This window comes from Pristimantibacillus sp. Z349TD_6, from assembly GCF_056173205.1.
The window spans coordinates 1,075,769-1,098,936 of sequence record NZ_CM149662.1; the positions used below are offsets into that span (position 1 = coordinate 1,075,769).

At 47.9% G+C, this 23,168-nt stretch carries 19 protein-coding genes; 18 read left to right on the forward strand and 1 reads right to left on the reverse strand.

Going from position 1 to position 23,168, the window contains the following annotated elements:
* From purB to AC0VYE_RS04715, 18 genes are all read left to right on the forward strand, one after another.
* Entirely contained in the window at window positions 1-1,296 is a 1,296-nt protein-coding gene (gene purB / locus AC0VYE_RS04630; protein ID WP_076271100.1) for an adenylosuccinate lyase, read from the forward strand.
* A gap of 15 nt (window positions 1,297-1,311) precedes the next feature.
* Window positions 1,312-2,208, forward strand: a complete 897-nt coding sequence (locus AC0VYE_RS04635) for a phosphoribosylaminoimidazolesuccinocarboxamide synthase (protein ID WP_076271099.1) — start codon at window positions 1,312-1,314, stop codon at window positions 2,206-2,208.
* 1,082 nt (window positions 2,209-3,290) lie between these two features.
* Entirely contained in the window at window positions 3,291-3,536 is a 246-nt protein-coding gene (purS, locus tag AC0VYE_RS04640; RefSeq protein ID WP_175598164.1) for a phosphoribosylformylglycinamidine synthase subunit PurS, read from the forward strand.
* Window positions 3,537-3,540: 4 nt separating this feature from the next.
* Window positions 3,541-4,236 carry a phosphoribosylformylglycinamidine synthase subunit PurQ gene (purQ, locus tag AC0VYE_RS04645; RefSeq protein ID WP_076271098.1) on the forward strand — a complete coding sequence of 232 codons (696 nt, stop codon included), beginning with the start codon at window positions 3,541-3,543 and terminating at the stop codon, window positions 4,234-4,236.
* Window positions 4,214-6,460 (forward strand): phosphoribosylformylglycinamidine synthase subunit PurL, encoded by a 2,247-nt coding sequence (purL, locus tag AC0VYE_RS04650; RefSeq protein ID WP_076271097.1) that lies wholly within the window; start codon window positions 4,214-4,216, stop codon window positions 6,458-6,460. The genes purQ and purL overlap by 23 nt, the downstream gene beginning before the upstream one ends.
* Window positions 6,442-7,926: an amidophosphoribosyltransferase gene (purF, locus tag AC0VYE_RS04655; protein ID WP_076271096.1), complete on the forward strand. Its 1,485-nt coding sequence runs from the start codon at window positions 6,442-6,444 to the stop codon at window positions 7,924-7,926. Before purL ends, purF begins: the two co-directional genes overlap by 19 nt.
* A gap of 65 nt (window positions 7,927-7,991) precedes the next feature.
* Entirely contained in the window at window positions 7,992-9,035 is a 1,044-nt protein-coding gene (gene purM / locus AC0VYE_RS04660; RefSeq protein WP_076271095.1) for a phosphoribosylformylglycinamidine cyclo-ligase, read from the forward strand.
* Complete coding sequence (gene purN / locus AC0VYE_RS04665; protein WP_475446349.1) at window positions 9,035-9,646, forward strand: phosphoribosylglycinamide formyltransferase; 612 nt, start codon at window positions 9,035-9,037, stop codon at window positions 9,644-9,646. The genes purM and purN overlap by 1 nt, the downstream gene beginning before the upstream one ends.
* Before the next feature lie 92 nt (window positions 9,647-9,738).
* Window positions 9,739-11,286 carry a bifunctional phosphoribosylaminoimidazolecarboxamide formyltransferase/IMP cyclohydrolase gene (gene purH / locus AC0VYE_RS04670; protein ID WP_076271093.1) on the forward strand — a complete coding sequence of 516 codons (1,548 nt, stop codon included), beginning with the start codon at window positions 9,739-9,741 and terminating at the stop codon, window positions 11,284-11,286.
* A 120-nt stretch (window positions 11,287-11,406) separates the two neighbouring features.
* Window positions 11,407-12,672, forward strand: coding sequence for a phosphoribosylamine--glycine ligase (gene purD / locus AC0VYE_RS04675; protein ID WP_475446350.1), 1,266 nt, complete (start codon window positions 11,407-11,409; stop codon window positions 12,670-12,672).
* A 198-nt stretch (window positions 12,673-12,870) separates the two neighbouring features.
* Entirely contained in the window at window positions 12,871-13,800 is a 930-nt protein-coding gene (locus AC0VYE_RS04680; RefSeq protein WP_475446351.1) for a polysaccharide deacetylase family protein, read from the forward strand.
* Window positions 13,801-13,829: 29 nt separating this feature from the next.
* A complete protein-coding gene (locus AC0VYE_RS04685) occupies window positions 13,830-15,275 on the forward strand; it encodes an FG-GAP repeat domain-containing protein (protein WP_076271091.1) in 1,446 nt (481 codons plus the stop codon).
* A gap of 25 nt (window positions 15,276-15,300) precedes the next feature.
* Window positions 15,301-16,155, forward strand: a complete 855-nt coding sequence (locus tag AC0VYE_RS04690) for a response regulator transcription factor (protein ID WP_475446352.1) — start codon at window positions 15,301-15,303, stop codon at window positions 16,153-16,155.
* On the forward strand, window positions 16,152-17,546 hold the full coding sequence (locus AC0VYE_RS04695) for a sensor histidine kinase (RefSeq protein WP_076271089.1): 1,395 nt from the start codon (window positions 16,152-16,154) through the stop codon (window positions 17,544-17,546). The genes AC0VYE_RS04690 and AC0VYE_RS04695 overlap by 4 nt, the downstream gene beginning before the upstream one ends.
* Window positions 17,547-17,896: 350 nt before the next feature.
* Window positions 17,897-18,718: an alpha/beta hydrolase gene (locus tag AC0VYE_RS04700; RefSeq protein WP_475446354.1), complete on the forward strand. Its 822-nt coding sequence runs from the start codon at window positions 17,897-17,899 to the stop codon at window positions 18,716-18,718.
* A 253-nt stretch (window positions 18,719-18,971) separates the two neighbouring features.
* A complete protein-coding gene (locus tag AC0VYE_RS04705; RefSeq protein WP_475446356.1) occupies window positions 18,972-20,045 on the forward strand; it encodes a DUF3048 domain-containing protein in 1,074 nt (357 codons plus the stop codon).
* A 221-nt stretch (window positions 20,046-20,266) separates the two neighbouring features.
* On the forward strand, window positions 20,267-20,878 hold the full coding sequence (locus AC0VYE_RS04710) for a DUF47 domain-containing protein (RefSeq protein ID WP_076271086.1): 612 nt from the start codon (window positions 20,267-20,269) through the stop codon (window positions 20,876-20,878).
* Between the two features lie 24 nt (window positions 20,879-20,902).
* Window positions 20,903-21,898, forward strand: a complete 996-nt coding sequence (locus AC0VYE_RS04715) for an inorganic phosphate transporter (protein ID WP_076271085.1) — start codon at window positions 20,903-20,905, stop codon at window positions 21,896-21,898.
* A 638-nt stretch (window positions 21,899-22,536) separates the two neighbouring features.
* Here AC0VYE_RS04715 and AC0VYE_RS04720 read toward each other — a convergent pair.
* Complete coding sequence (locus AC0VYE_RS04720; protein WP_475446359.1) at window positions 22,537-23,064, reverse strand: tyrosine protein kinase; 528 nt, start codon at window positions 23,062-23,064, stop codon at window positions 22,537-22,539.
* Window positions 23,065-23,168 lie beyond the last annotated feature (104 nt).

Below are 23,168 nucleotides of genomic sequence, written 5' to 3' on the forward strand. Positions count from 1 at the left end.
ATGTTAGATCGTTACAGCAGACCGGAAATGAGAGCTATTTGGACAGAGGAAAATAAATTCAGAGCATGGCTGGAGGTTGAGCTTTGCGCATGCGAGGCTTGGTCTGAGCTAGGCGTTATTCCGAAGGAAGACGTTGTCGCGCTTCGCGCATCAGCTGATTTCGATATCGATCGGATTTATGAAATTGAGCAGGACACTCGTCATGACGTTATCGCGTTTACACGCGCCGTATCTGAGAAAGCAGGCCCTGAAGGCAAATGGGTGCATTACGGCCTTACTTCTACGGACGTTGTAGATACTGCTATCGGTTATTTGCTTCTTCAAGCAAATGCGATTCTCGTTAAAGATATTGAACGTTTTATTGAAATTCTTAAGAACAAAGCGTTGCAATACAAGGATACGCCGATGATGGGCCGTACGCATGGCGTACACGCGCAACCAACAACCTTTGGTCTGAAAATGGCGCTTTGGTACGAGGAAATGAAGCGTAACCTGGAGCGTTTCCACCATGCTGCGAACAACGTGCAGTTCGGTAAAATGTCCGGTGCGGTAGGTACATTCGCAGATATCGATCCTTTTGTTGAAGAATTTGTATGCAAGAAGCTTGGCATTACTGCAGCTCCAATCTCAACACAAACGCTGCAGCGTGACCGTCACGCTGAATATATGGCGACTCTTGCACTCGTAGCCTCTTCGCTTGATAAGTTTGCAACGGAAATTCGCGCTTTGCAGAAGAGTGAGTTCCGTGAAGTAGAAGAAGCGTTCGCAAAAGGTCAAAAAGGTTCATCCGCAATGCCGCACAAACGCAATCCAATCGGCTGCGAGAACATTTCCGGCTTGTCCCGCGTTATTCGCGGACATATGGTTACAGCTTACGAGAACATTGCCCTTTGGCATGAACGCGATATTAGCCACTCGTCTGTTGAACGTATTATTTTGCCGGATGCAACGATGCTGCTTAACTACATGCTGAACCGTTTGGGCAACATCATCAACAACCTGACCGTGTTCCCGGAAAACATGAAGCGCAACATGCAAGCGACATACGGCGTGCCATTCTCTGGCCGCGTATTGACGAAGCTGATCGACAAAGGCTTCAGCCGTGAGAAAGCTTATGACACGGTTCAACCGCGTGCAATGCAGGCATGGGAAACAAAACGTCAATTCCGCGAACTCATTGGCGAGACAGAGGAAATTACAAGTGTGCTGACGACAGAGGAAATCGATGATTGTTTCGATCCGGCTTGGCATCTGAAGCATGTTGATACGATTTTCACACGTCTTGGACTGATTTAAGGGGAGGCTGGCCTGATGACTGCACCATCGCAAGCTCTATCGACAGCTGTCGATTATATTAAAGCTCCGCTGATTTACAAAGGAAAGGTTCGTGAGCTGTACGATCTGGGCGAGCATTTCCTCATCGTCGTAACTGACCGCATTTCCGCTTTCGACTACGTGCTTGACCCGGCAGTGCCGGACAAGGGCAATGTGCTGAACCGTTTGTCCGCTTACTGGTTCGAGCAAACCGCTGACATTCAAGTGAATCACGTCGTTCATACCGATGTGGAGAAGCTTGGCGGTCTCGTCACCGAGCCGGAGCTGCTCAAAAACCGGATTATGGTCACCCGCAAAGCGGAGCGCATCGATATCGAATGTGTGGTTCGCGGCTATATCACTGGCGGCGGCTGGAGACAGTATCAGCAAACGTCAGCGATTAACGGTATCGAGCTTCCAGCGGGCCTCCGCAAAAACGAACGTTTTCCTGCTCCAATCTTTACGCCGGCAGCGAAAAACGACGTCGGTCACGACGAGGACATCCCATTTGAGAAAATGGCTGAAATGGTCGGTGCTGAGCTTGCCGAGGAGCTTCGTGACCGCAGCATCAAGCTGTATGAATACGCTCATGGCTATTGCGCAGAGCATGGCATCATCCTTGCCGATTGCAAATTCGAGTTTGGACTCATCGACGGCAAAGTGATCTTGATCGACGAAATCTTCACGCCTGACTCCTCCCGCTTCTGGGCGGAAGGCAATTATGCGCTGGATATCGAGATCGACAGCATGGACAAAGAGCCGGTACGCACGTACTTGTTAGGCTCAGATTGGGATCGCGACAGCAAGCCAGCACCACTGCCGGATTCCGTAGTAGCTGAAACCACGTCCCGCTACCGTGACATCTACCGCCGTCTTACTGGCGTAGAGCTGTAGGAGCTTTGCTAGCTGAGTGCGGAACGGGAAAAACAGGCGTTAAATGCTGCAAAATCGAGCTAGGACGCCGAAGTTGATGCAAATAACGCCTGAAATTCCTGCTAATCGCAGCAAATTAGCATTAAGAGTTGGATTAACGGGAACAGCAGGCGTTAAATGCTGCAAAATCGAGCTAGGACGTCGAAGTTTCTGCAAATAACGCCCAAAGTTCCCGCTAATAGCAGCAAATTAGCTTTAATAGTTGGATTAACGGGAAAAACAGGCGTTAAATGCTGCAAAATCGAGCTAGGACGCCGAAGTTGATGCAAAAAACGCCTAAAACTCCCGCTGTTCGCAGCAAATTAGCTTTTAGGCTTGATTTAACGGTAGAAATTCCCGTTATATTAAAATCCGTCGCTGGAAGCCGGATGGAATGATTTTAACAACGTTGAGCGAGAGCGATGACGCTGACATAGAGGTGCTGAAGCGCATGCCGCTTAGGCAGGCAGTCAGCGAGAGCGCTGCTGCACCCCATAAACTTTAACCAAAGCGCGAAAGCGCAAGGTTGCAATGCATTACTGACAGGCAGCACAGTCACAGGCCAGTCAAATAGGAATCAAGCGGCCAGCGTTAACGCGGCCGCCAAACAAACGCTTCACCGACCATCCTCGCAAAGGTTTGATTGGTCATGTGCAGAGGCGAAGCGTGGGGTGTTGTTGCCTTAAGAGCGATAGCGATCGCTTCTTGAAGACCGGGAAATACCCGCTAGGCGGTGTAATCAAATTTCCCGGCTTCGAAAGCGACGTAGACAACAACCCCCACGCCTGCGCTGAGCAAGCCGATCAACACCGGCGAGAAACCATCATTACTTTACCGACCACCCTCGCAAAGGTTTTATCTCAAAATTTGTGAGCTCGGAGAGTGGGAAGTTGTTGCCTTAAGAGCGACAGCGATCGCTTCTTGAAGCCGGGAAATTACCGCAAAGCGTGTAATCAGAATTTCCCGGCTTCGAAAGCGGCGTAAGCAATAACTCCCGCGCCCGAGCGGCCATCACATTTTGACGAAAATCTGCTGCGAGAAAAAACCCACATTTTCAGGAGGCTATTATGAAGGCAACCGTCTACGTCACTATCAAGCAAAACGTTTTGGATCCACAAGGAACCGCTGTACAAGGAGCGCTTCACACACTTGGTTTCTCTGAAGTCGAAAAAGTACGCATCGGCAAATATTTGGAGCTTGAGCTTGATACGACTGACCGCGCAGAAGCGGAAGTACGCATTAAAGCTATGTGCGAGAAGCTGTTTGCGAACACGGTTGTAGAAGATTTCCGTTTTGAGCTGGAGGGATAGGGCGATGAAGTTTGCAGTACTTGTATTTCCAGGCTCCAACTGTGACATCGATTGCTACAAAGCAGTCGAAGACACGATCGGCCAGTCGGTTGACTACGTATGGCACACAGCTACAGACTTGTCTTCTTATGATGCGATTCTAGTACCTGGAGGCTTCTCCTACGGCGATTACCTGCGCTGCGGCGCAATTGCGCAATTCGCTGCTGTTATGGCGGAAGTGCAAAAAGCAGCCGAAGCAGGCAAATATATTCTAGGCATCTGCAACGGATTCCAAATCTTGACGGAGGCTGGCCTTCTGCCAGGCGCCTTGATTCGCAACAACGGACTGAAGTTCCGCTGCCATCAAGCGCCGCTTGAAGTGGTAAACAACAACACAGCATTTACCAACCAATATTCGCAAGGTGAAATTATAAATATTCCAATCGCACACGGCGAAGGCAACTACTATTGCGACGACGCAACGCTTGCTGAGCTTAAAGCGAACGATCAAATTATTTTCCGCTATGCGGGCGACACGAATCCGAACGGTTCTGTAGAGAACATTGCGGGCATTAGCAACAAAGCAGGTAACGTAGTAGGCATGATGCCGCATCCAGAGCGTGCAGTTGATCAATTGCTTGGCTCGGAAGACGGCAAACGGATGTTTACATCGATTTTGAATGCATGGAGGGAACAACATGGCGCAGCAGTTAACAGCTAAGGAACCGACAGCGGAGCAAATTGCCGAGCAAAAAATTTACAGCCAGTTTGGTGTATCCGATTATGAATTTGAGCTCATTTGCGGCTTTCTTGGCCGTAAGCCAAACTACACGGAGATCGGCGTATTCAGCGTTATGTGGTCAGAGCATTGCTCTTACAAAAACTCCAAGCCTATTTTGAAAAAATTCCCGATCACAGGACCTCGCGTTCTCATGGGACCGGGCGAAGGCGCGGGTATCGTCGATATCGGCGACAACCAAGCGGTTGTATTCAAAATCGAATCGCATAACCATCCATCGGCGGTTGAGCCTTATCAAGGCGCTGCAACTGGCGTAGGCGGCATTATCCGCGACATTTTCTCCATGGGCGCTCGCCCAATCGCATTGCTGAACAGCTTGCGTTTTGGCCGTCTTGAAAATGAGCGCGTTAAATATTTGTTTGAGCACGTCGTTAGCGGAATTGCTGGCTACGGCAACTGTATCGGTATTCCGACAGTTGCGGGCGAGGTTATGTTCGATGAGAGCTACGAGGGCAATCCGCTCGTTAACGCGATGTGCGTTGGTCTAATCGATCATGATAAAATTCAGCGCGGTGTCGCAAAAGGGGTAGGCAACCCGGTATTCTACGTTGGTCCTGCTACTGGCCGCGACGGTATTCACGGTGCTACTTTTGCATCGGTTGAGCTTTCCGAGGAATCAGAAGAAAAGCGTACAGCTGTTCAAGTCGGCGATCCATTCATGGAGAAGCTGGTTATGGAAGCAACGCTTGAGCTGATCAACTCCGGTATCGTTCTTGGTATTCAAGACATGGGCGCAGCGGGTCTTACTTGCTCCAGTGCTGAGATGGCTTCGAAAGCTGGCAACGGCCTTGAGCTTTACCTTGATGAGGTACCGCAGCGTGAAACAGGCATGACGCCTTATGAAATGATGCTTTCCGAGTCGCAAGAGCGTATGCTCTTCGTCGTAGAGCCGCAGCATGAAGCGCAAGCGAAGGAAATTTTTGATCGTTGGGGCATTATTTGCGCCAAAGTAGGTAAAGTAACGGATGACGGTCGTCTTCGTTTGTTCCACCAAGGCCAAGAGGTTGCCGATATGCCGGTTAAAGCGCTCGTTGACGAGTGCCCTGTATACGACAAACCATCGAAAGAGCCTGCATATTACAGCGAGAATGCCGCAGTAGATACATCGGCATATGATGAAGTAACGGATTTGACTGGCGCGCTGGAGAAGGTTCTTGCTTCCCCGACAGTTGCCAGCAAAGAGTGGGTTTACAATCAATATGACTATATGGTTCGTACATCGACAGCTGTTCAACCAGGCTCCGATGCGGCAGTCGTAACGATTCGCGGCACGCGCAAAGCGCTTGCGATGACAACGGATTGCAACGGACGTTACGTATATCTAGATCCAGAAGTAGGCGGACGTATTGCAGTTGCAGAAGCTGCACGTAATATCGTGTGCTCAGGCGCTGAGCCGCTTGCTGTAACTGACAACCTTAACTTCGGTAACCCTGAGAAGCCAGAAGTTTTCTGGCAGCTTGAGAAATCGGCAGACGGGATGTCCGAGGCTTGCGTGGTGCTTAACACACCAGTTATCGGCGGTAACGTAAGCTTGTACAATGAGAACGCGAAGGGTGCTATTTACCCGACACCAGTAATCGGTATGGTCGGTCTTGTACACGACATCGATCACATCACAACGCAAGGCTTCAAAGCAGAGGGCGACGTTATTATTCTTGTAGGCGAAACAAAAGCGGAAATGGGCGGAAGCGAATTCCAGTACGTTACGCAAGGCGCTGCTGCTGGCCGTCCTCCAGAAATCGATCTTGCTACAGAGAAGAAGGTTCTGGATGCTGTCCTTGGCGCGATTCAAAAAGGTCTTGTAGCATCGGCTCATGACTTGTCCGAAGGCGGTATTGCGGTAGCTGTTGCAGAATCATGCATTAGCGGTCGTCTAGGCGCAGAAGTGGCATTGTCATCTGATCTACGTGCTGATCACCTATTGTTCAGCGAATCGCAATCACGTATCTTGCTGTCGGCTAAGCCGGATCAAGCAGCGGCATTGCAAGCATGGCTTACAGAGCAAGGCGTTGTTCATGCACAAGTTGGTATCGTTAAAGGCAGCAGCCTGACCATAAGCGTAAACGGAAAATCCGGCATTCAGGCGCCGGTAACACAACTGGAGAAGGTCTGGAAGGATGCGATTCCATGTCTGATGAACAAATAAGACAGGAACCTTTGTTATGGACGGGCGACCACTATAACGAAGGTATTGGCCGTGACGATATGTTTGATAAATTGCGTGAGGAATGTGGCGTTTTCGGGGTTTTTAATCTCCCCGAAGCGTCCAACCTATCCTATTATGGTCTTCATGCGCTTCAGCATCGCGGTGAGGAAAGTGCGGGAATCTGTACGGTTGATACGAAAAATGGCAATAAGTTCGCTTATCACCGCGGTATGGGTCTTGTAAAAGAAGTATTCAACAAGGAAAATCTCGATATGCTTGCCGGGGACCGCTCCATCGGCCACGTACGTTATTCGACAGCGGGAGAAAGTAAGCTTGCGAACGCACAGCCGCTTATTTTCCGCTATCGCGACGGTGACCTTGCGGTTGCTACAAACGGCAATATCGTGAATGCGCCGGAAATTCGTCGTGAGCTTGAGATGTCAGGCTCAATCTTCCAAACGTCCAGCGACACGGAAGTAATCGCGCATCTTATTGCACGTTCATCGAAGGATTTCGAGACGGCTGCGAAGGAAGCATTGCAGCGCATCGTTGGCGGATTTGCTTTCTTGATTATGACGAACGACAAGCTGCTCGTTGCAGCTGATCCGCATGCTCTTCGCCCGCTTGTTATGGGCCGTATTGGCGAAGGTTATGTATTCTCGTCGGAGTCTTGTGCATTCGAGACAATTGGTGCCGTGTATGAGCGTGATGTACAGCCTGGCGAATTGCTCATTCTCGATGCAGACGGCATGCGCGAGGAACGTTACGCGGAGGTTGACCGCCGCGCAACTTGTGCGATGGAGTATATTTATTTTGCCCGTCCTGATAGTGATATCAACGGCATTAATATTCATATGGCCCGCAAACGGATGGGTCGCCAGCTTGCTTCCGAATCTTTTGTTGATGCGGATATCGTAACGGGTGTGCCGGATTCGAGTATTTCAGCAGCAATTGGATACGCGGAGCAAACCGGTATTCCATACGAGCTTGGCCTTATCAAAAACAAATATACCGGCCGGACATTCATCCAGCCTTCTCAAGAGCTTCGCGAGAAGGGTGTAAAAATGAAGCTGTCTGCCGTTCGTAAAGTGGTGGAAGGCAAACGTGTCGTTATGATTGATGATTCAATCGTTCGGGGCACAACATCGCTGCGGATCGTAAACCTGCTTCGTGAAGCGGGAGCGACTGAGGTGCATGTGCGCATCACATCGCCGCCTTTCAAAAACCCATGCTACTACGGAATTGATACTCCTGACCGCAAAGAGCTCATTGCTTCTTCAAGGACAGTAGAGGAAATCCGCAAGCAAATTAATGCTGATTCATTATCTTTTATAAGCAACGAAGGTTTTGTTGAGTCTGTTGGCGGCAATGATGGGGCTTATAATCGCGGCATGTGTCTAGCTTGCTTCGATAATGACTACCCAACACCAGTTAACGAAGAATCAGACAAAAGCTGCAGCTGTTAATAACATAAATGATTAACCTCATGGAGCGATTGCTGCTCCTAAATTAGTTAAGGAGTTGACCGAGAGTGTCAGAAGCGTACAAAAAAGCCGGCGTCGATATCGCGGCAGGCAACGAAGCGGTTGAACGGATGAAAAAGCACGTAAAACGGACTTACCGTCCAGAGGTGCTGGCAGAGCTTGGCGGCTTTGGCGGTCTATTCAGCCTTAACAAGGACAAGTACGATGAGCCTGTACTCGTGTCTGGGACAGATGGCGTCGGAACGAAGCTGAAGCTTGCTTTTGCCATGGACAAGCATGACACGATCGGCATTGATGCCGTAGCCATGTGCGTGAACGATATAATCGTACAAGGCGCAGAGCCGTTGTTCTTCCTTGATTACTTGGCATGCGACAAGGTCGTTCCTGAGAAAATCGAAGCGATCGTTAAAGGTATTGCAGAAGGCTGCGTACAAGCTGGCTGTTCACTCATCGGCGGCGAAACAGCTGAAATGCCTGGCATGTATCAAGGCGGAGAATACGATATCGCTGGTTTTACAGTAGGTATTGTGGATAAGAAAAAAATGATCGACGGATCAACTATTGCTGCTGGCGATGCGGTTATCGGTTTTGCTTCCAGCGGTATTCACAGCAACGGCTTCTCGCTCGTTCGCCGCTTGCTGCTTGAAGACGCAGGTTATTCGCTTGATCAAGAGCTTGAAGAGCTTGGCGGCGCGAAGCTAGGCGATGTGTTGATTGAGCCAACACGCATCTACGTGAAATCGGCGCTTAAGCTGGTTGAGCAAGTGGAAGTGAAGGGCATGGCGCATATTACTGGCGGCGGTTTTATCGAGAACATTCCGCGGGTACTTCCTGACGGCGTGAACGTAGATGTGGAATACGGCTCATGGCCGATTTTGCCAATCTTCGATTTGATGCAAAATAAAGGTGCGATTACGAATCGTGATATGTTCACGACTTTCAATATGGGTATTGGTCTAGTTATTGTTGTTCCAGCTGATCAAGCAAATGAAGCTCTTCGCATCGCTTCTGAGCTTGGTGAGCAGGCTTACCGTATCGGAACGGTTACGGAAGGAAGCCGCATCGTAACGTTTACGGGAGCGGAAGTATAATGGGAGCACTTCGCATCGCTGTTTTCGCTTCGGGACAAGGTACGAATTTCCAAGCGATTGTAGATGCGGTGCAGGAAGGGAAGCTCGATGTAACCATCGAGCTTCTTGTTTGTGATAAGCCTGCCGCTCCCGTTGTAGAGCGCGCAAGGAAGGCTGGTGTGGACACGTTCCTGTTCACGCCGAAGGAATACCCGTCTCGCGAAGCTTATGAGACGGAAATTATCGCTGAGCTAGCGCGGCGCGGCGTTGAGCTGATCGTGCTTGCAGGCTACATGCGCATTATTACGCCTTTGCTGGTTGAGCCATTTTATGGTCGGATGATTAATATTCATCCGGCACTGCTGCCGGCATTCCCCGGCGTGAATGGCATAGGGCAGGCACTTTCGTACGGCGTTAAGCTGACTGGCGTCACCGTTCATTATGTGGACGGCGGCATGGACAGCGGACCAATAATCGCGCAGCAAGCAGTGGAAGTGCAAGGCGGAGATACGGAAGATTCACTCGCGGAGCGTATTCACGCAGCCGAGCAGGCGCTGCTGCCCGCAGTTATTCAGCATATCGCGAAGGGTCGCGTCACGCTGAATGGACGTCATGTGACGGTAAACGGCTAATCGTTTATTGAAATAACATCTAATATGGCAAGTGTGGATGCAGTATTTGGAGAAGAGAAATTGTTTGGTCAAATAGATGAGGAGGGATTTGCATGGCAATTCGCAGAGCGTTAATTAGTGTTTCGGATAAGTCAGGAATCGTGGAGTTTTCTAGAGAACTGGCTAGCCAAGGTGTGCAAATTATTTCGACGGGCGGTACATTCAGCCTGCTGCAAAAGGAAGGCATTCCGGTTATCGGGATTTCCGATGTAACGGGCTTCCCGGAGGTATTGGATGGTCGTGTCAAAACGCTTCACCCGGCCGTACATAGCGGCTTGCTCGCGGTGCGTGACAATGAAGAGCATCAGAACACGATGAAGGAGCTTGGCCTGGATTACATCGACCTCGTTGTCGTTAACTTGTATCCGTTCAAAGAAACGATCGCGAAGCCTGATGTTTCCTATGAGGATGCGATCGAAAATATCGATATCGGCGGCCCGACGATGCTTCGTTCAGCTGCCAAAAACCACGCGTTCGTAACGGTTGTAGTGGATACTGCCGACTACGGTACGGTGATTGAGGAATTGAAAGCACAAGGCGATACGACACTTGAGACGCGCAAACGCCTGACTGCCAAAGTGTTCCGTCATACTGCGGCTTATGATTCCCTTATCTCTGATTACTTGACCAAGCAAGTGGGCGAATCATTGCCTGAAACGTACACCGTTACTTACGAGAAGGTACAGGATCTGCGTTACGGCGAGAACCCGCACCAGAAAGCTGCATTCTACAGCAAGCCGCTTGCGGCAGCAGGCAACGTAACGACTGCTGAGCAGCTGCACGGCAAAGAGCTTTCCTATAACAATATTAGCGACGCCAACGCTTCACTCGCAATTCTAAAAGAATTCGACGAGCCAGCGGTCGTTGCTGTCAAACATATGAATCCTTGCGGCGTAGGAATCGGCGCTACAATCCATGAAGCTTATCAAAAAGCTTATGCAGCAGACCCAACGTCGATCTTCGGCGGTATCGTAGCTGCTAACCGTACGATCGGTGCAGATACAGCTGAGCTGCTTGGCGGTATTTTCCTCGAAATCATCATCGCGCCTGACTTCACGCCTGAAGCGCTTGAGATTTTGACGAAGAAGAAAAATATCCGTTTGATGAAGCTGGGTGAGCTTTCGGCAGCTGGTGAGCGCAAGCCGGAATGGCTTGTTACTTCAGTTGACGGCGGTATGCTCGTACAAGAGAGCGACGTTCATTCGGTAACAGAAGCAGATTTGCAGTTTGTAACAGATCGCAAACCGACTGCGGAAGAGCTGAAACAGCTGCTATTCGGCTGGAAAGTTGTTAAACATGTAAAATCGAATGCGATTTTGCTAGCGAAGGACGATATGACGATTGGCGTTGGCGCTGGTCAAATGAACCGCGTAGGCGCAGCACGCATTGCAATTGAACAAGCTGGCGAAGCGGCAAAAGGAGCAGCACTTGCATCGGACGCATTTTTCCCAATGGGCGATACGGTAGAGCTGGCTGCCAAAGCTGGCATCACAGCGATCATTCAACCAGGCGGCTCAATCAAAGACGAAGAGTCGATTGCTGCGGCTAATGCGAACAACATCGCGATGGTGTTCACAAGCGTACGTCACTTTAAACACTAGAACCTGGCGCAGCTATTCAAATAGGCAGCCGCACGTTAACGACAGAGAGCTGGCGCGGGCGGCGGCTGCATTTTTTAATGCGTTTTTGCTTGTATTTAGTCATTTGGGAGGTTATCGGTTATGCGTATTTTGGTAGTTGGCGGCGGCGGACGAGAGCATGCAATCGTATGGGCGCTTAAGAAAAGCGAGAAGGTAAAAGAAATTTTTTGCGCACCGGGCAACGCAGGTATTGCTCAGCTAGCTGAAATTGTACCGATCGCGGTCAATCAATTTGATGAGCTAATTCAGTTTGCAAAGGATGCTGCAATTGATCTTGTTTTTGTAGGTCCAGATGATCCGCTTGCAGATGGTATTGTAGATGCATTCGAAGCAGCAGGAATCGTGGCATACGGTCCTCGCAAAAATGCGGCTGAAATCGAAGGCAGCAAAATTTTCATGAAAAATCTATTGAAAAAATACGATATTCCTACGGCGAAATATGAAACATTCACCGACTATGAATCAGCGTCTGCTTACCTTCGCGAGCAATCCGCTCCTATCGTTATTAAAGCTGACGGGCTCGCAGCTGGTAAAGGCGTTACGGTTGCAGCTACGCTAGAGGAAGCGGAGCAAGCGCTGCGCGACATGATGGTTGATAAAGTATTCGGCCAAGCAGGAAGCCAAATTGTTATCGAGGAATGTCTAGTTGGACAAGAGATGTCCATTCTCGCTTTCGTTGATGGTGAGACGGTTCGCGCTATGGTACCAGCACAAGATCATAAGCCCATCTTTGATGGAGACAAAGGCCCAAATACTGGCGGCATGGGTACCTATACACCGCTGCCTCATATCGATCAAGCCATCATTGACGAATCGATTCAGAACATCATCATTCCAACGGCAAAAGCGATGGTCAGCGAAGGCCGTCCATTCCGCGGCGTTTTGTTCGCTGGTCTTATGATTACGAAGGACGGTCCAAAAACGATCGAATTTAACGCTCGCATGGGTGATCCAGAAACGCAGGTTGTACTGCCTCGTTTGCAAACGGATCTGATCGACATCGTGCTAGCATCGCTGAATGGCAATTTGGATCAGCTTGATATTCAGTGGAGCGAGGAAGCAGCCGTTTGTGTTGTTGTCGCATCGGAAGGGTATCCAGCTTCTTATCCAAAAGGTTGCGTAATTACCGGTCTTGCAGAAGCAGAAGCGCAGGGAGCACTTGTGTTCCATGCTGGAACAGCTGAGAAGGATGGGCAATTCGTCACGAACGGCGGACGCGTTCTAGGTATCGTTGGCCGCGGCCGCGACATTGCAGAGGCGCGTGCACGCGCGTATGAAGCGGTTAGCGTGATTGATTTTGAAGGCAAGCAAAACCGTACGGACATCGCAGCTAAAGCACTAATCTAAGATGCTTAGTACGAAATATAAATATGGTCTTTCCTTTATTTTGGTCAACCAGAAATCTCTGGTTGGCTTTTTTTTTATTTTGCCTATTTTTGTGCCAAGTGTGTCAAAATCACTCGAAAGGTGTTACTAATTTGTAACTCTATCAATATGCCATAGCGTTACAATGAATCTATCAGCGAGGAATAGAAGGTGAGTGTAATGAAAAAAGTAAGACAGCGTCGTTTTTTGTTTTTAGGAGTCCTATCAATTGTAGTAATCATGAGCCTCAGTGCTTGTGGGGCAAAAGGCGGATTAAGCTTATCAACGCTTTTGACAGGCGAGAAAAATCCCATTGTAGATAATGGGAACAACGAGAAAGGGCCAGAAACGGGAAGCGGAACCACAGGTGACGGAGATGTCGTTATTATCGGCAACAACGGAGGCAAAGACGGTGATATCATTCATGGCGATGTGGATAATAAGCCAGTCGAACCAGATAAGGGAAAACCTGAAGTTCCTGTAAAGGAAAAGCTGGACAAGCCGGATCAAGTCATAGCAGCATCAAAGCCAGACAAAGGTAAAAAACTTATCGCGCTCACGTTCGACGATGGTCCAGACAAGCGTTATACAACCGATATTTTGGATATCCTGAAGGAAAAAGGAGTTAAGGCCACTTTCTTTGTAGTCGGGCAACAAGTTACGAAAAATCCAGAAGTGCTGCAGCGTATTGTAGACGAAGGGCATGCAATTGGCAATCATACAAACAATCATAAGGATTTATCTAAGCTAGACGAGCAGGGAATTATTGAACAATTTAAAGAAGCGGACACCGCTATTAAAGAAGCGATCGGCATTACACCAGCAATGGTCCGCGCGCCTTATGGGGCAGTATCGGATACGGTTAAAGCATTAGTGAAAGAAAATCATCGTGAACTAATTGGCTGGAATATCGACACGCGCGACTGGGCGGGAACCTCGTCTTCCGATATGATTAAAATGATTAAGAAAGAAGCCAAACCAAATGGTATGATATTAATGCATTCTTTTGGAAGCAAACATGTTAAAAATACGGTACACGCTTTACCTGCTATCATTGATCTTTTGGAAAATATGGGTTATACGTTAGTGACTGCCGATCAATTGGCTTAACTGGGAACATGCACGAGGAGGCTGCAACGTTGGATAACGCAAGTGATAGTAATGTGAGAAATAGGCGTGGACCAATCATGAGATGGAGCTTAATGCTCGGCGGCTTGATTCCACTCCTATTGCTCGCAGCTGGCTGTCGTTATACAGCCGCGCCTGCAGATCTTCTGCAGAAGCCTGCTATTTCACCCGAGAAACAGGCTATCGTGCAGGCAATTGAAAAAAATTTACCGGATTACAGCAAGCTGACGCTTCCTCTTAGAGAGGATCATATGGAAGCCATACGCCTCATTGATGTGGACGGAGACGGAACGGAAGAGGCTATCGTTTCTTATTACAATGAATACAGTTCACCTGAGTTAATGGTGTTCAAATATACGAATTCAGTATGGAAGCCGTGGGTGCTCATTCAGCAGCCGCTGGCTAGATTAATTGATTGGCTGAAAATAGAGGATCTCGATAACGATGGTCAAATGGAAATCATGATCGGGTGGATCGGAGCTTTTGACAGTCCGAATGTGCTCGAGATTTATTCGTTTAAATCGAAGCCAGTTCGCAATGATGTCGGCAAATTGACATTGAAGCCTATGGAGACCTTGCCTTATTCTTATGGAGATACGGGCGACATTAATGAGGATGGACGAATGGAGCTTGCGATTATATCGGAGATCGGTACGAATCAAGAAATGGCGCTGCCTGAATTCCATTTAACCCTTTACAATTGGATCAACGGGAGCATGCGGGAAATACATACAGAGAACCTGTATAAAGAAGTGAATAGTTATGATCGTTTGCTCATTGGACGGATTTCACCTACTCGTAGAGGTATTATTTTGGAAGCATCGACCGGTGCGCACAGTACTTATACCACTATGTACGTGTGGGAGCGAAACAAGCTCAGGCTCGTTTATCCGAATCGATCTATAGGGCAGGAAGGAATTAGCGGCACGCCAACGATGAGCAAGGATATCAATGGCGATGGCATCTTTGAACTGCCATGGACGAAAGAGGCTCCGGGTTATTCAGAGGTTCCTTATTCCGATTCCAAATGGTTGGATGAATGGATGCAATGGGACGGTAAATCTGACTTTGTAAAAATAACAGAGGAATTTTCTGATTATAGTTATGGTATACAGCTTCGTATACCTGAACAATGGTTAGGCCGTTATACGATGCACAGCTTGAACGAGCCGCATGCCCTTGTATCCATCGATTACTGGAATGAAAAATTGAATAAGACAGCCAAGCTGGCGACCTTATATGCAGTACCGCAGAAGCAGTGGGATAGCGTTGAATCAACTTGGAAGCAGCAATCTAAACGATATCGGCAGCTAATGACGGACAGCGGCAATGTTTTTGCGGTTTCATTCGTAGTGGAAGCTCCAGCCGAGTGGCCAGAAGCAGACCGGCAAGCTTTTAGCGAGATGGCAGGGGTAGAAGCAGAGTTTGCATCTTCGCTTACTATCCGCAACGATTAAGAGAGAAAAGCGGGTGCTTTAAGCTATGCGTATATTATTGTTGGAGGACGAGGAGTCCATCCGCGGCTTTGTCCGCATTAATCTAAAGCGCAACGATATGGAAGTGATAGAGGCGGAAACAGGCGAATCAGCGTTAGCGCTTGCAGATACAGAAGGGCCTATCGATATTGCGCTGCTTGACGTTATGCTGCCGACAATTAGCGGATTTGAAGTGTGCGAGCAGCTGCGTGCCCGCTATCCGCGCATGGGTATTATTATGCTAACGGCGAAGTCGCAGGAAGAGGATAAAATTCATGGGCTGGAGCTAGGGGCAGATGATTATGTGCAGAAGCCGTTCAGTCCAGGCGAGCTTATTGCGCGCATTAAGTCGCTCTATCGGAGAATGAAGCCTCAGCTGGATGATCAGGAGCAAGAGGTTGGTGCTGCATCGGAATCGATTGCGGCAAGTGAGGAAGTGTACCGTGGCGAAGCAGCGCCTATAGCGGCACCGACATCTGCATTTCATGTTCAGCGTTCGATAGAAGAACAGCAGCCTACGATGATTTTTGGAAGCGGCGGCTTTCATCATCAGGAGCTGCATGTACAGCCGTTCCGGCTCTCTGTAGCAGAGCGGAAGCTGTGGAAGCAGGGCAAGGAAATTATTTTGACGCCTACGGAATGGACGCTTGTACGACTATTGATGGAACGAGTCGGCGAGAGCGTCAGCCGAGATCATATTTTGACAGAGGTATGGGGCAGATATTATGTTGGAGATCTTAAGGTAGTGGACGTGAATATTCGAAGAATTCGCCAGAAAATCGAGAAAAACCCATCCGATCCAGCCTTTATTGAAACGGTTTGGGGTTATGGTTATCGGTGGAAGCGGGGCGGCGACGAATGAAAAGCGTACAAACGAGAATGGTGTGGAGCTATTTGCTGCTCATCGTGCTTGTCGTCAGCGTACTTGGTGGCGTGTTCGCAGCATTAATGTGGAACTACTATTACGGAAGCGCGCAGAGCTCCGTTAAACAACGTGCGGAGTCGGCATTAACACTGCACAGCCGGTCGCTTTCCTCGCTTACAGTGAAGGATCAGGGCGATTATATTTTGCAATACATGGTTGAGAGCGGCACTAGGCTGCAGCTTCTTGATAGCACGGGTCAAATTAGGATCGATTCCGACGGTTTTGCACCAGATATTCGTTATACGACTGCTGACGTGAAGTCCGCGATTGCAGGGACAACGGGAAGCTGGCGGGGAGTTGATCCTTATTATGGAGAGCGGGTCATGTCGGTCACGATACCGCTTTGGAATGAAACACGGGTCGTATCCATGCTTCGTTATTCAGCTTCCTTGAATCAAGTAGATGCGATGGTGAGCTTGCTTATCCGGATGGCAACAGCGGTGGGTATCGGAGTTGTCCTGTTGTTTCTTGGCTTAAGCTTGTTTCTCGCCCAGCGAATCGTCAAGCCGATTCGAGAGCTTACACGAGCGGCACGCTATATGGCCGAGGGAGATTGGACGCATCGGGCTATTCAGCGAAATGATGATGAAATTGGTCAACTCGCAGAAACGTTTAATGCAATGGTATTAGAGCTTAGCAAACGTGAGAAGCTGAAGGATGACTTTATTTCTTCGATATCCCATGAGCTTCGCACCCCGCTTACATCGATTAAGGGCTGGAGTGAAACCTTAAAGGAAAGCGAGCCTACCGAGGATGATGAAGAGGTAAAGCTGGGCTTATCCATTATTAGCAAGGAAACGGAGCGCTTATCGGGGCTGGTCGAAGATTTGCTCGATTTCTCGAAGCTGTCGGCTAGGACGATGGAGCTGCATAGCGAAGTGCTTGATTTCAATGGTCCGGTTAAAGAAACAGTTAATCAGCTAGGGGTTCGTGAGGAGCATACGCGGGTACGGATTTTGGCTAACTATGGCAAAAGCCCAATCGTTGTTCGAGGGGATGCGAATCGACTCAAGCAGGTGATCATTAATCTAATTGACAATGCGCTCAAGTTTACACCTGCTGGCGGCACCATTCGTGTAGCAACGACCATCGAACAAGATAGCGCGATGCTCACGATAGCGGATACAGGCTGTGGGATTGAAGCGGAGGACTTGCCTCATGTCACTGAAAAGTTTTATAAAGCGAGTACCGGCCATGGCGGATCTGGACTCGGACTAGCTATTTGCAAGGAGATCATTGAGCTCCACGGCGGTCAGTTAACCATTGACAGCGAGCGTGGAGCCGGAACCATTGTGACGATTCGAGTGCCGATCATGCATGAGGAATAATCCATTCCCTCAGCTGCTCGCGGTGCTCTTATCGTCATTCTTTATAGAACAGCAGCTTGCGGTTCGCATATACAAACGATATCGCAACTGCGATTCCTATAATAAGCAGCAAGGACAGCCAGTGATCCTTTATAAAGGCAATCCATAAAGGCATAGCGTTGCACCTCCTAAAATGTGAATCTGCCAAACATATGGGTAGTATGTCCCGATTAGGAGCAGTATAAAGTTTGCTGGTTTTATTTTCTTTGTGAGATTGACAGGTAATGAGCAGTGATGATATTATGGTTTTAATATTAATTCATAGTATACGGGTAGGAATTATTATATATAGGCTTTCAGGAGGTTATCGGATGGAAAAGCACTTGACGCTGCGACATAACGAGCTTGAGCTTGCGGCAACGCTGCATTACCCTACGGATGGAAATAAAAACGATTCAGAAAAAAAACAAGCCATCATTATATGCCATGGATTCATAGGCTCTCGCATAGGCGTTGACCGTTTGTTTGTGAAAACGGCTAGAGCGCTTGCGGCGCAAGGCTCTTATGTCCTTCGTTTCGATTATGGCGGCTGCGGCGAGAGCAGCGGTGACTACGGAGCTCTCGGCTTTGATTCAATGGTTGATCAGACTAGAAGCGCGATTGATTATTTATCAAGCATGGAATGTGTCGATCCGCTCAGAATCGTATTGCTTGGCCACAGCCTCGGCGGGGCGGTAGCGATTATGACAGCAGTTAAAGATAAGCGCGCTAAACGTCTTGTGCTTTGGTCGCCTGTTGCATATCCGTTCAATGACATTGTACGGATCGTAGGACGCAGCAGTTATGACGATGCTGTAACTGGAGGAAGCTCCGATTATCAAGGGTATACGCTGCAGCCTGTATTTTTTGATTCGCTGCTTCAACACCAGCCTTTCCAAGCAGCTACTAAATTTGGCGGCGAGGTGCTGCTGGTTCACGGTACTAGCGATGAGCTTATACCTGTCGATTACAGCTTCTTATATCAGAAGGTGTTCTGGACCCGCAATGAGGGCCTTTGCGATAAGGAAATTATTTTTCAAGCGAATCACACCTACTCCGCTCGCAATCATCAGGAGGAAGCGATTCGCGTAACCTCAGATTGGCTAAACGGACTTGATAAACAGCAAGAAGAATGGCATCACTGGAGTATTTAAAGCGGTATGAACAAATAGAAGGGGCAAGTTCTTGTTAACCAAGAGCTTGTCCCTTCTATTTTTTTGTTGCACGTCCATACGGTGCTAAGACCATGCTTTCTGTCAGGAAATTGGGATATGATATGAAAAATTTGGATTTTTTAACCTGGAAAGCAACTTATTTGTCGAGACATACGCCCTCAATTGTGTTTAAATGGAAGTAATATGAAAACGAATACAAGCTATGTTTTAGCGGGAAAAGGCAGGTAAACGCATGAATAAAAGAATTCGAAAATCGGCAGTTTTGCTATTATTATCGCTTATACTCCTTCTTACAGCTTGCAGTGGAGGGAAAGGCAGCAACGATACACCGACAGAGACAAATGATATTATTGATCCTAATAGTACGGATGAGCCAGTGACGGATCCGACGCCGCTCCCTTATGATGCTCCGCTAAGCGGACTGAAGCTGGAAAATGCGGCAAGTGCAAGACCGATTGTTGTTATGATTAATAATTTCGCAGCAGCTCGGCCACAGTCTGGTTTAACGAATGCTGATGTCATCTGGGAAGTGCTTGCGGAAGGCGGCATTACTCGTTTAATTGCCGTATTTCAGAGTACGAGCGCAATAACCGATACGATTGGACCTATACGCAGCATCAGACCTTATCTTATTGATATTGGAGACAGTTATGGCGCGGTGCTTGCCCATGCAGGGGCGAGCAATGATGGTTATGCAGTGCTGCAAAGGCAGGGCAAACCTTATTTGGATGAAATCTCGAATGCAGGCAGCTACTTCTGGAGAAGCAAGGAACGTAAGGCTCCGCATAATTTGTATTCAAATCTAGAGAAGCTTCGTACGGGCGCAGAGAAGAAGAAATACAGCATGGACAAGCAGGTTCCGCCTTATACGTTCGCGGAAGCGGGTTCCACAGAGGTTGGTGTCCCGGCAGCCGACATTACAATAAATTTTTTGCTCAAAAATTATAACGTTGGATACAAGTACGATTCAGTATCAGGCTTATACAAACGGTCAATTGGCGACAAACCGCATATCGATATGAACAATAATGAACAGCTTTCCGGTACAAATTTGGTTGTTCTTGGAGCGGATCACAAGACGCTTGATAAAGAGGGACGATTGGCCGTCGATCTGACAAGAGGAGGCTCGGCGATTCTGTTCCAGAAAGGCAAAGCGATCGAAGCAGAATGGGTAAGAGCTCCAGATGGAATGATTCGAATTGTAAAGAATGGAGCAGAGCTGCCGTTTGTCCCTGGAAAAACTTTCTTTCATATCGTGCCAAACAAACCGACATTCGAAGGGCATGTAACATGGGTACAAACGTAGCAAGTTGGAGACACTGTTAACAGACGTTGACGGATGAGCTTCCAAGGATCAAAAGGACGCAATCTTGTTACAGGATTGCGTCTTTTTTATATTTTTTATGAAAATCTAAAATTTTTCATAAAACCTTTACATTCTCTTAACAATTCACATGTAAACTATGTTAAGATATTGTGGGCTCATAGCAGTGCGCCTAAACATCAAGTCGTGTAAAGGGGATTACGATGTTCAAGAAAAAGGATATTTTCTTTAAGACGTTCGAAGAAATGGCTGACGCAATTGTCGAGGCTGTGGAGTACTTTGCCAAAGGATTGTCAGACCTATCGGATGTATCAGCTTTCGCCAAGACCATGAAGGAATACGAAAGTAGATGCGACAAGCATGTACACACGATTTTGAAGGAGCTGAACAAAACGTTCATCACTCCGATTGAACGTGAAGATATTATGGCCCTGACGACTTCGCTTGATGATGTGCTTGATGGCATCGAAGCTTGCGCATCTCGTTTTGAAATGTACAACATTCTTGAGAAGGACGAGTACATAACGTTGTTTGGCGATATTCTCGTTCGTTCGTCGCATCAAATTAAGAAAGCAATTTATTTGCTTACAGAACGGAAGCTGCTTGCTATACGCGAGCCAAATATTGCACTTAACGAGCTGGAGAACCAAGCTGACGACCTGCTTCGGGTTTGCATCAAGAGCTTGTTCGCAAATGTCACAGATCCAATTGAGCTGATGAAGCGCAAAGAGATTTATGAGATGCTAGAGCAAACGACCGACTACTGCGAGGACGTTGCCAATACGCTGGAATCGATCATTATGCGTAATAGCTAATCTAGAGAGTGGGAGTCTTTTACAATGGATTTAATGGTTCTATGGATTGTCGTATTTCTAGCGCTTTCGTTTGATTTTATAAATGGATTTCATGATACGGCAAATGCGATTGCAACTGCCGTGTCGACTCGGGCGTTAAAACCTAGAGTTGCAATCGTAATGGCCGCCGTAATGAACTTTGTCGGTGCAATTACGTTTACAGGCGTTGCGGCCACAATTGGTAAAGGTGTAGCCAATCCAGCAGAGCTGGAGCATGGCGTTCCCATTGTTATTGCGGCTCTATTGTCAGCAATCGCATGGAACCTGATTACTTGGTGGTTCGGTATTCCTTCCTCATCCTCACACGCTTTGATTGGCTCCCTCGCAGGCGCAGTAATCGGCGGAGCAGGCATGAGCGCAATTAATAGCGGCGGATTGATCAAGATTGTACAAGCGTTGATTTTTTCACCGCTCATTGCTTTCTCCGCAGGTTTTATCATTATGTGGATTCTCAAGAAAATCTTTGCCAAATCAAGCCCGCATCAGGTGAATAAAGGATTTCGCTTCGGTCAAATCCTGACAGCTGCTTTCCAATCGTTCTCTCACGGTACGAATGACGCTCAAAAAGCAATGGGTATTATCGTATTTGCTCTAGTTGCTTCCGGTATTCAAACCACGATGGACGTTCCGCTATGGGTTAAAATTTCCGCGGCGACAGCAATGGCGCTCGGTACCTCAGTCGGCGGCTGGAAAATCATCAAAACGATGGGGACAAAAATTTTCAAAATCGAGCCAATCAACGGCTTTGCAGCTGACATTGGTTCAGCAGCGGTTATTTTGACGGCTACGATGCTTCATCTTCCAGTAAGTACAACACATGTTATTACGTCTTCAATCCTTGGTGTCGGCAGCGCGAAACGTTTCTCCGCTGTTAAATGGGGAGTTGCAGGTCGTATCATCGTTGCGTGGGTTATTACGATTCCCATTACAATCATCATGGCGATGTTTTTCTACTGGATCATTCATTTCTTCTTCCTATAAGAAAAGCTTGAAAAAACGATTACTCTTCGGTAATATAGTGATCTGACTCTTTAAATGAGATAGTGAGGAAAACCTCACTCGCCATGAGCCTAGGCTCATGGGGAATGAGATGTTCCTCACTATTTTTTGTGTTCTCTTCTAACGTTTACCCACTGTGGACAACGTTTATCGAAAATTCGCGAAAATTGCATCTATGCACATAATTAATAACAGCTGTGTATGAGTTCCACATTTGCTGATTGTACAGCCGCTTCAGCTTCGTTGCTACCATAATATGCGGCAGAATTGATTCGTTTTTCTTTTGAATATTTATATATTTTCAGCATAAGCAGAAAACATATGCACATTGTACGAACAGCTGTGTATGGATTGCAAGATGGAAGCTGACGAAAACTGTCGAAGGTTGTACTTGTACACAGTTCACAACAATGATGTACGAATTCGAACGGTTTTTATGTGGACAGACAAGGGAAATGGGTTATCCACAGCTGGATAACTATTTTATTTTCAGGGTGATCATGTGCATAAATGGATGAAATAAAATACACCCCGATCGCTGCGCTATTCGCGGCAATCAGGGTGCTTCACTTTAATAGATGTAGGTTAAATATGTTTAGAATAAACCTTCGAATCCGTGTTTAACGTTTCTTAGGCGTAGTACGGCGACGACGAACGGTTTTTTTGCCTGAGCCGGAACCAGCTCTTGGCTTGCGGCGTTTGCGGCGCTTTGGTTTCCATTCGTCAGAATCATCGTCATCAGATTTGTCTTTTTTGCTGAAGGAGCCCATAAGCACTTTGACTAGCGGAGCCATCTGAGAAACGCTCGACATGACCTTCTGGACCTTTGTCACGGTCGTTAAGATACCGTCGATGCCGCCCAAACGATCGATATAACCTTTAATTTCGCCTAGATTGGCAAGTGAGAAGCCGCTTGCTTTGGTGCTAGTGGTCGATTCTATAAGCTCAGCAGCTGTATCCGGTACAACGACGGGCAGGATATCCTGCGCCTGCTGCGAAGCCGGCGGCATTGTTGGCAGGTTTCCGCCAAAGCTGAAACCGCTCGACTTTGCGCCAGACGATTTGCTGAACGGATCTTGTGCCAGACGCTGGCCGCCGTGCCAATCGTTTTGCTGGTTGCCGGTACCGGGGTTATTGCGATAGTTCACACGGATCACAACCCTTCTTTTATAACAGTTTATGGAGTAGGCGAACATAAGGATTGGACGAATGTCTCGGGTGCAGATTTTTTTCTAGATAAATGCCTGCTGCT

Excerpts from the sequence above, each read along its gene's own strand:
- AC0VYE_RS04705 (WP_475446356.1), top strand. The coding sequence starts at position 18,972 with ATGAATAAAAGAATTCGAAAATCGGCAGTTTTGCTATTATTATCGCTT.
- purH (WP_076271093.1), top strand. The coding sequence starts at position 9,739 with ATGGCAATTCGCAGAGCGTTAATTAGTGTTTCGGATAAGTCAGGAATC.
- AC0VYE_RS04690 (WP_475446352.1), top strand. The coding sequence starts at position 15,301 with ATGCGTATATTATTGTTGGAGGACGAGGAGTCCATCCGCGGCTTTGTC.
- AC0VYE_RS04710 (WP_076271086.1), top strand. The coding sequence starts at position 20,267 with ATGTTCAAGAAAAAGGATATTTTCTTTAAGACGTTCGAAGAAATGGCT.
- AC0VYE_RS04635 (WP_076271099.1), top strand. The coding sequence starts at position 1,312 with ATGACTGCACCATCGCAAGCTCTATCGACAGCTGTCGATTATATTAAA.
- purF (WP_076271096.1), top strand. The coding sequence starts at position 6,442 with ATGTCTGATGAACAAATAAGACAGGAACCTTTGTTATGGACGGGCGAC.
- purL (WP_076271097.1), top strand. The coding sequence starts at position 4,214 with ATGGCGCAGCAGTTAACAGCTAAGGAACCGACAGCGGAGCAAATTGCC.
- AC0VYE_RS04700 (WP_475446354.1), top strand. The coding sequence starts at position 17,897 with ATGGAAAAGCACTTGACGCTGCGACATAACGAGCTTGAGCTTGCGGCA.
- purB (WP_076271100.1), top strand. The coding sequence starts at position 1 with ATGTTAGATCGTTACAGCAGACCGGAAATGAGAGCTATTTGGACAGAG.
- AC0VYE_RS04680 (WP_475446351.1), top strand. The coding sequence starts at position 12,871 with ATGAAAAAAGTAAGACAGCGTCGTTTTTTGTTTTTAGGAGTCCTATCA.
- AC0VYE_RS04695 (WP_076271089.1), top strand. The coding sequence starts at position 16,152 with ATGAAAAGCGTACAAACGAGAATGGTGTGGAGCTATTTGCTGCTCATC.
- purN (WP_475446349.1), top strand. The coding sequence starts at position 9,035 with ATGGGAGCACTTCGCATCGCTGTTTTCGCTTCGGGACAAGGTACGAAT.
- purD (WP_475446350.1), top strand. The coding sequence starts at position 11,407 with ATGCGTATTTTGGTAGTTGGCGGCGGCGGACGAGAGCATGCAATCGTA.
- purQ (WP_076271098.1), top strand. The coding sequence starts at position 3,541 with ATGAAGTTTGCAGTACTTGTATTTCCAGGCTCCAACTGTGACATCGAT.
- AC0VYE_RS04715 (WP_076271085.1), top strand. The coding sequence starts at position 20,903 with ATGGATTTAATGGTTCTATGGATTGTCGTATTTCTAGCGCTTTCGTTT.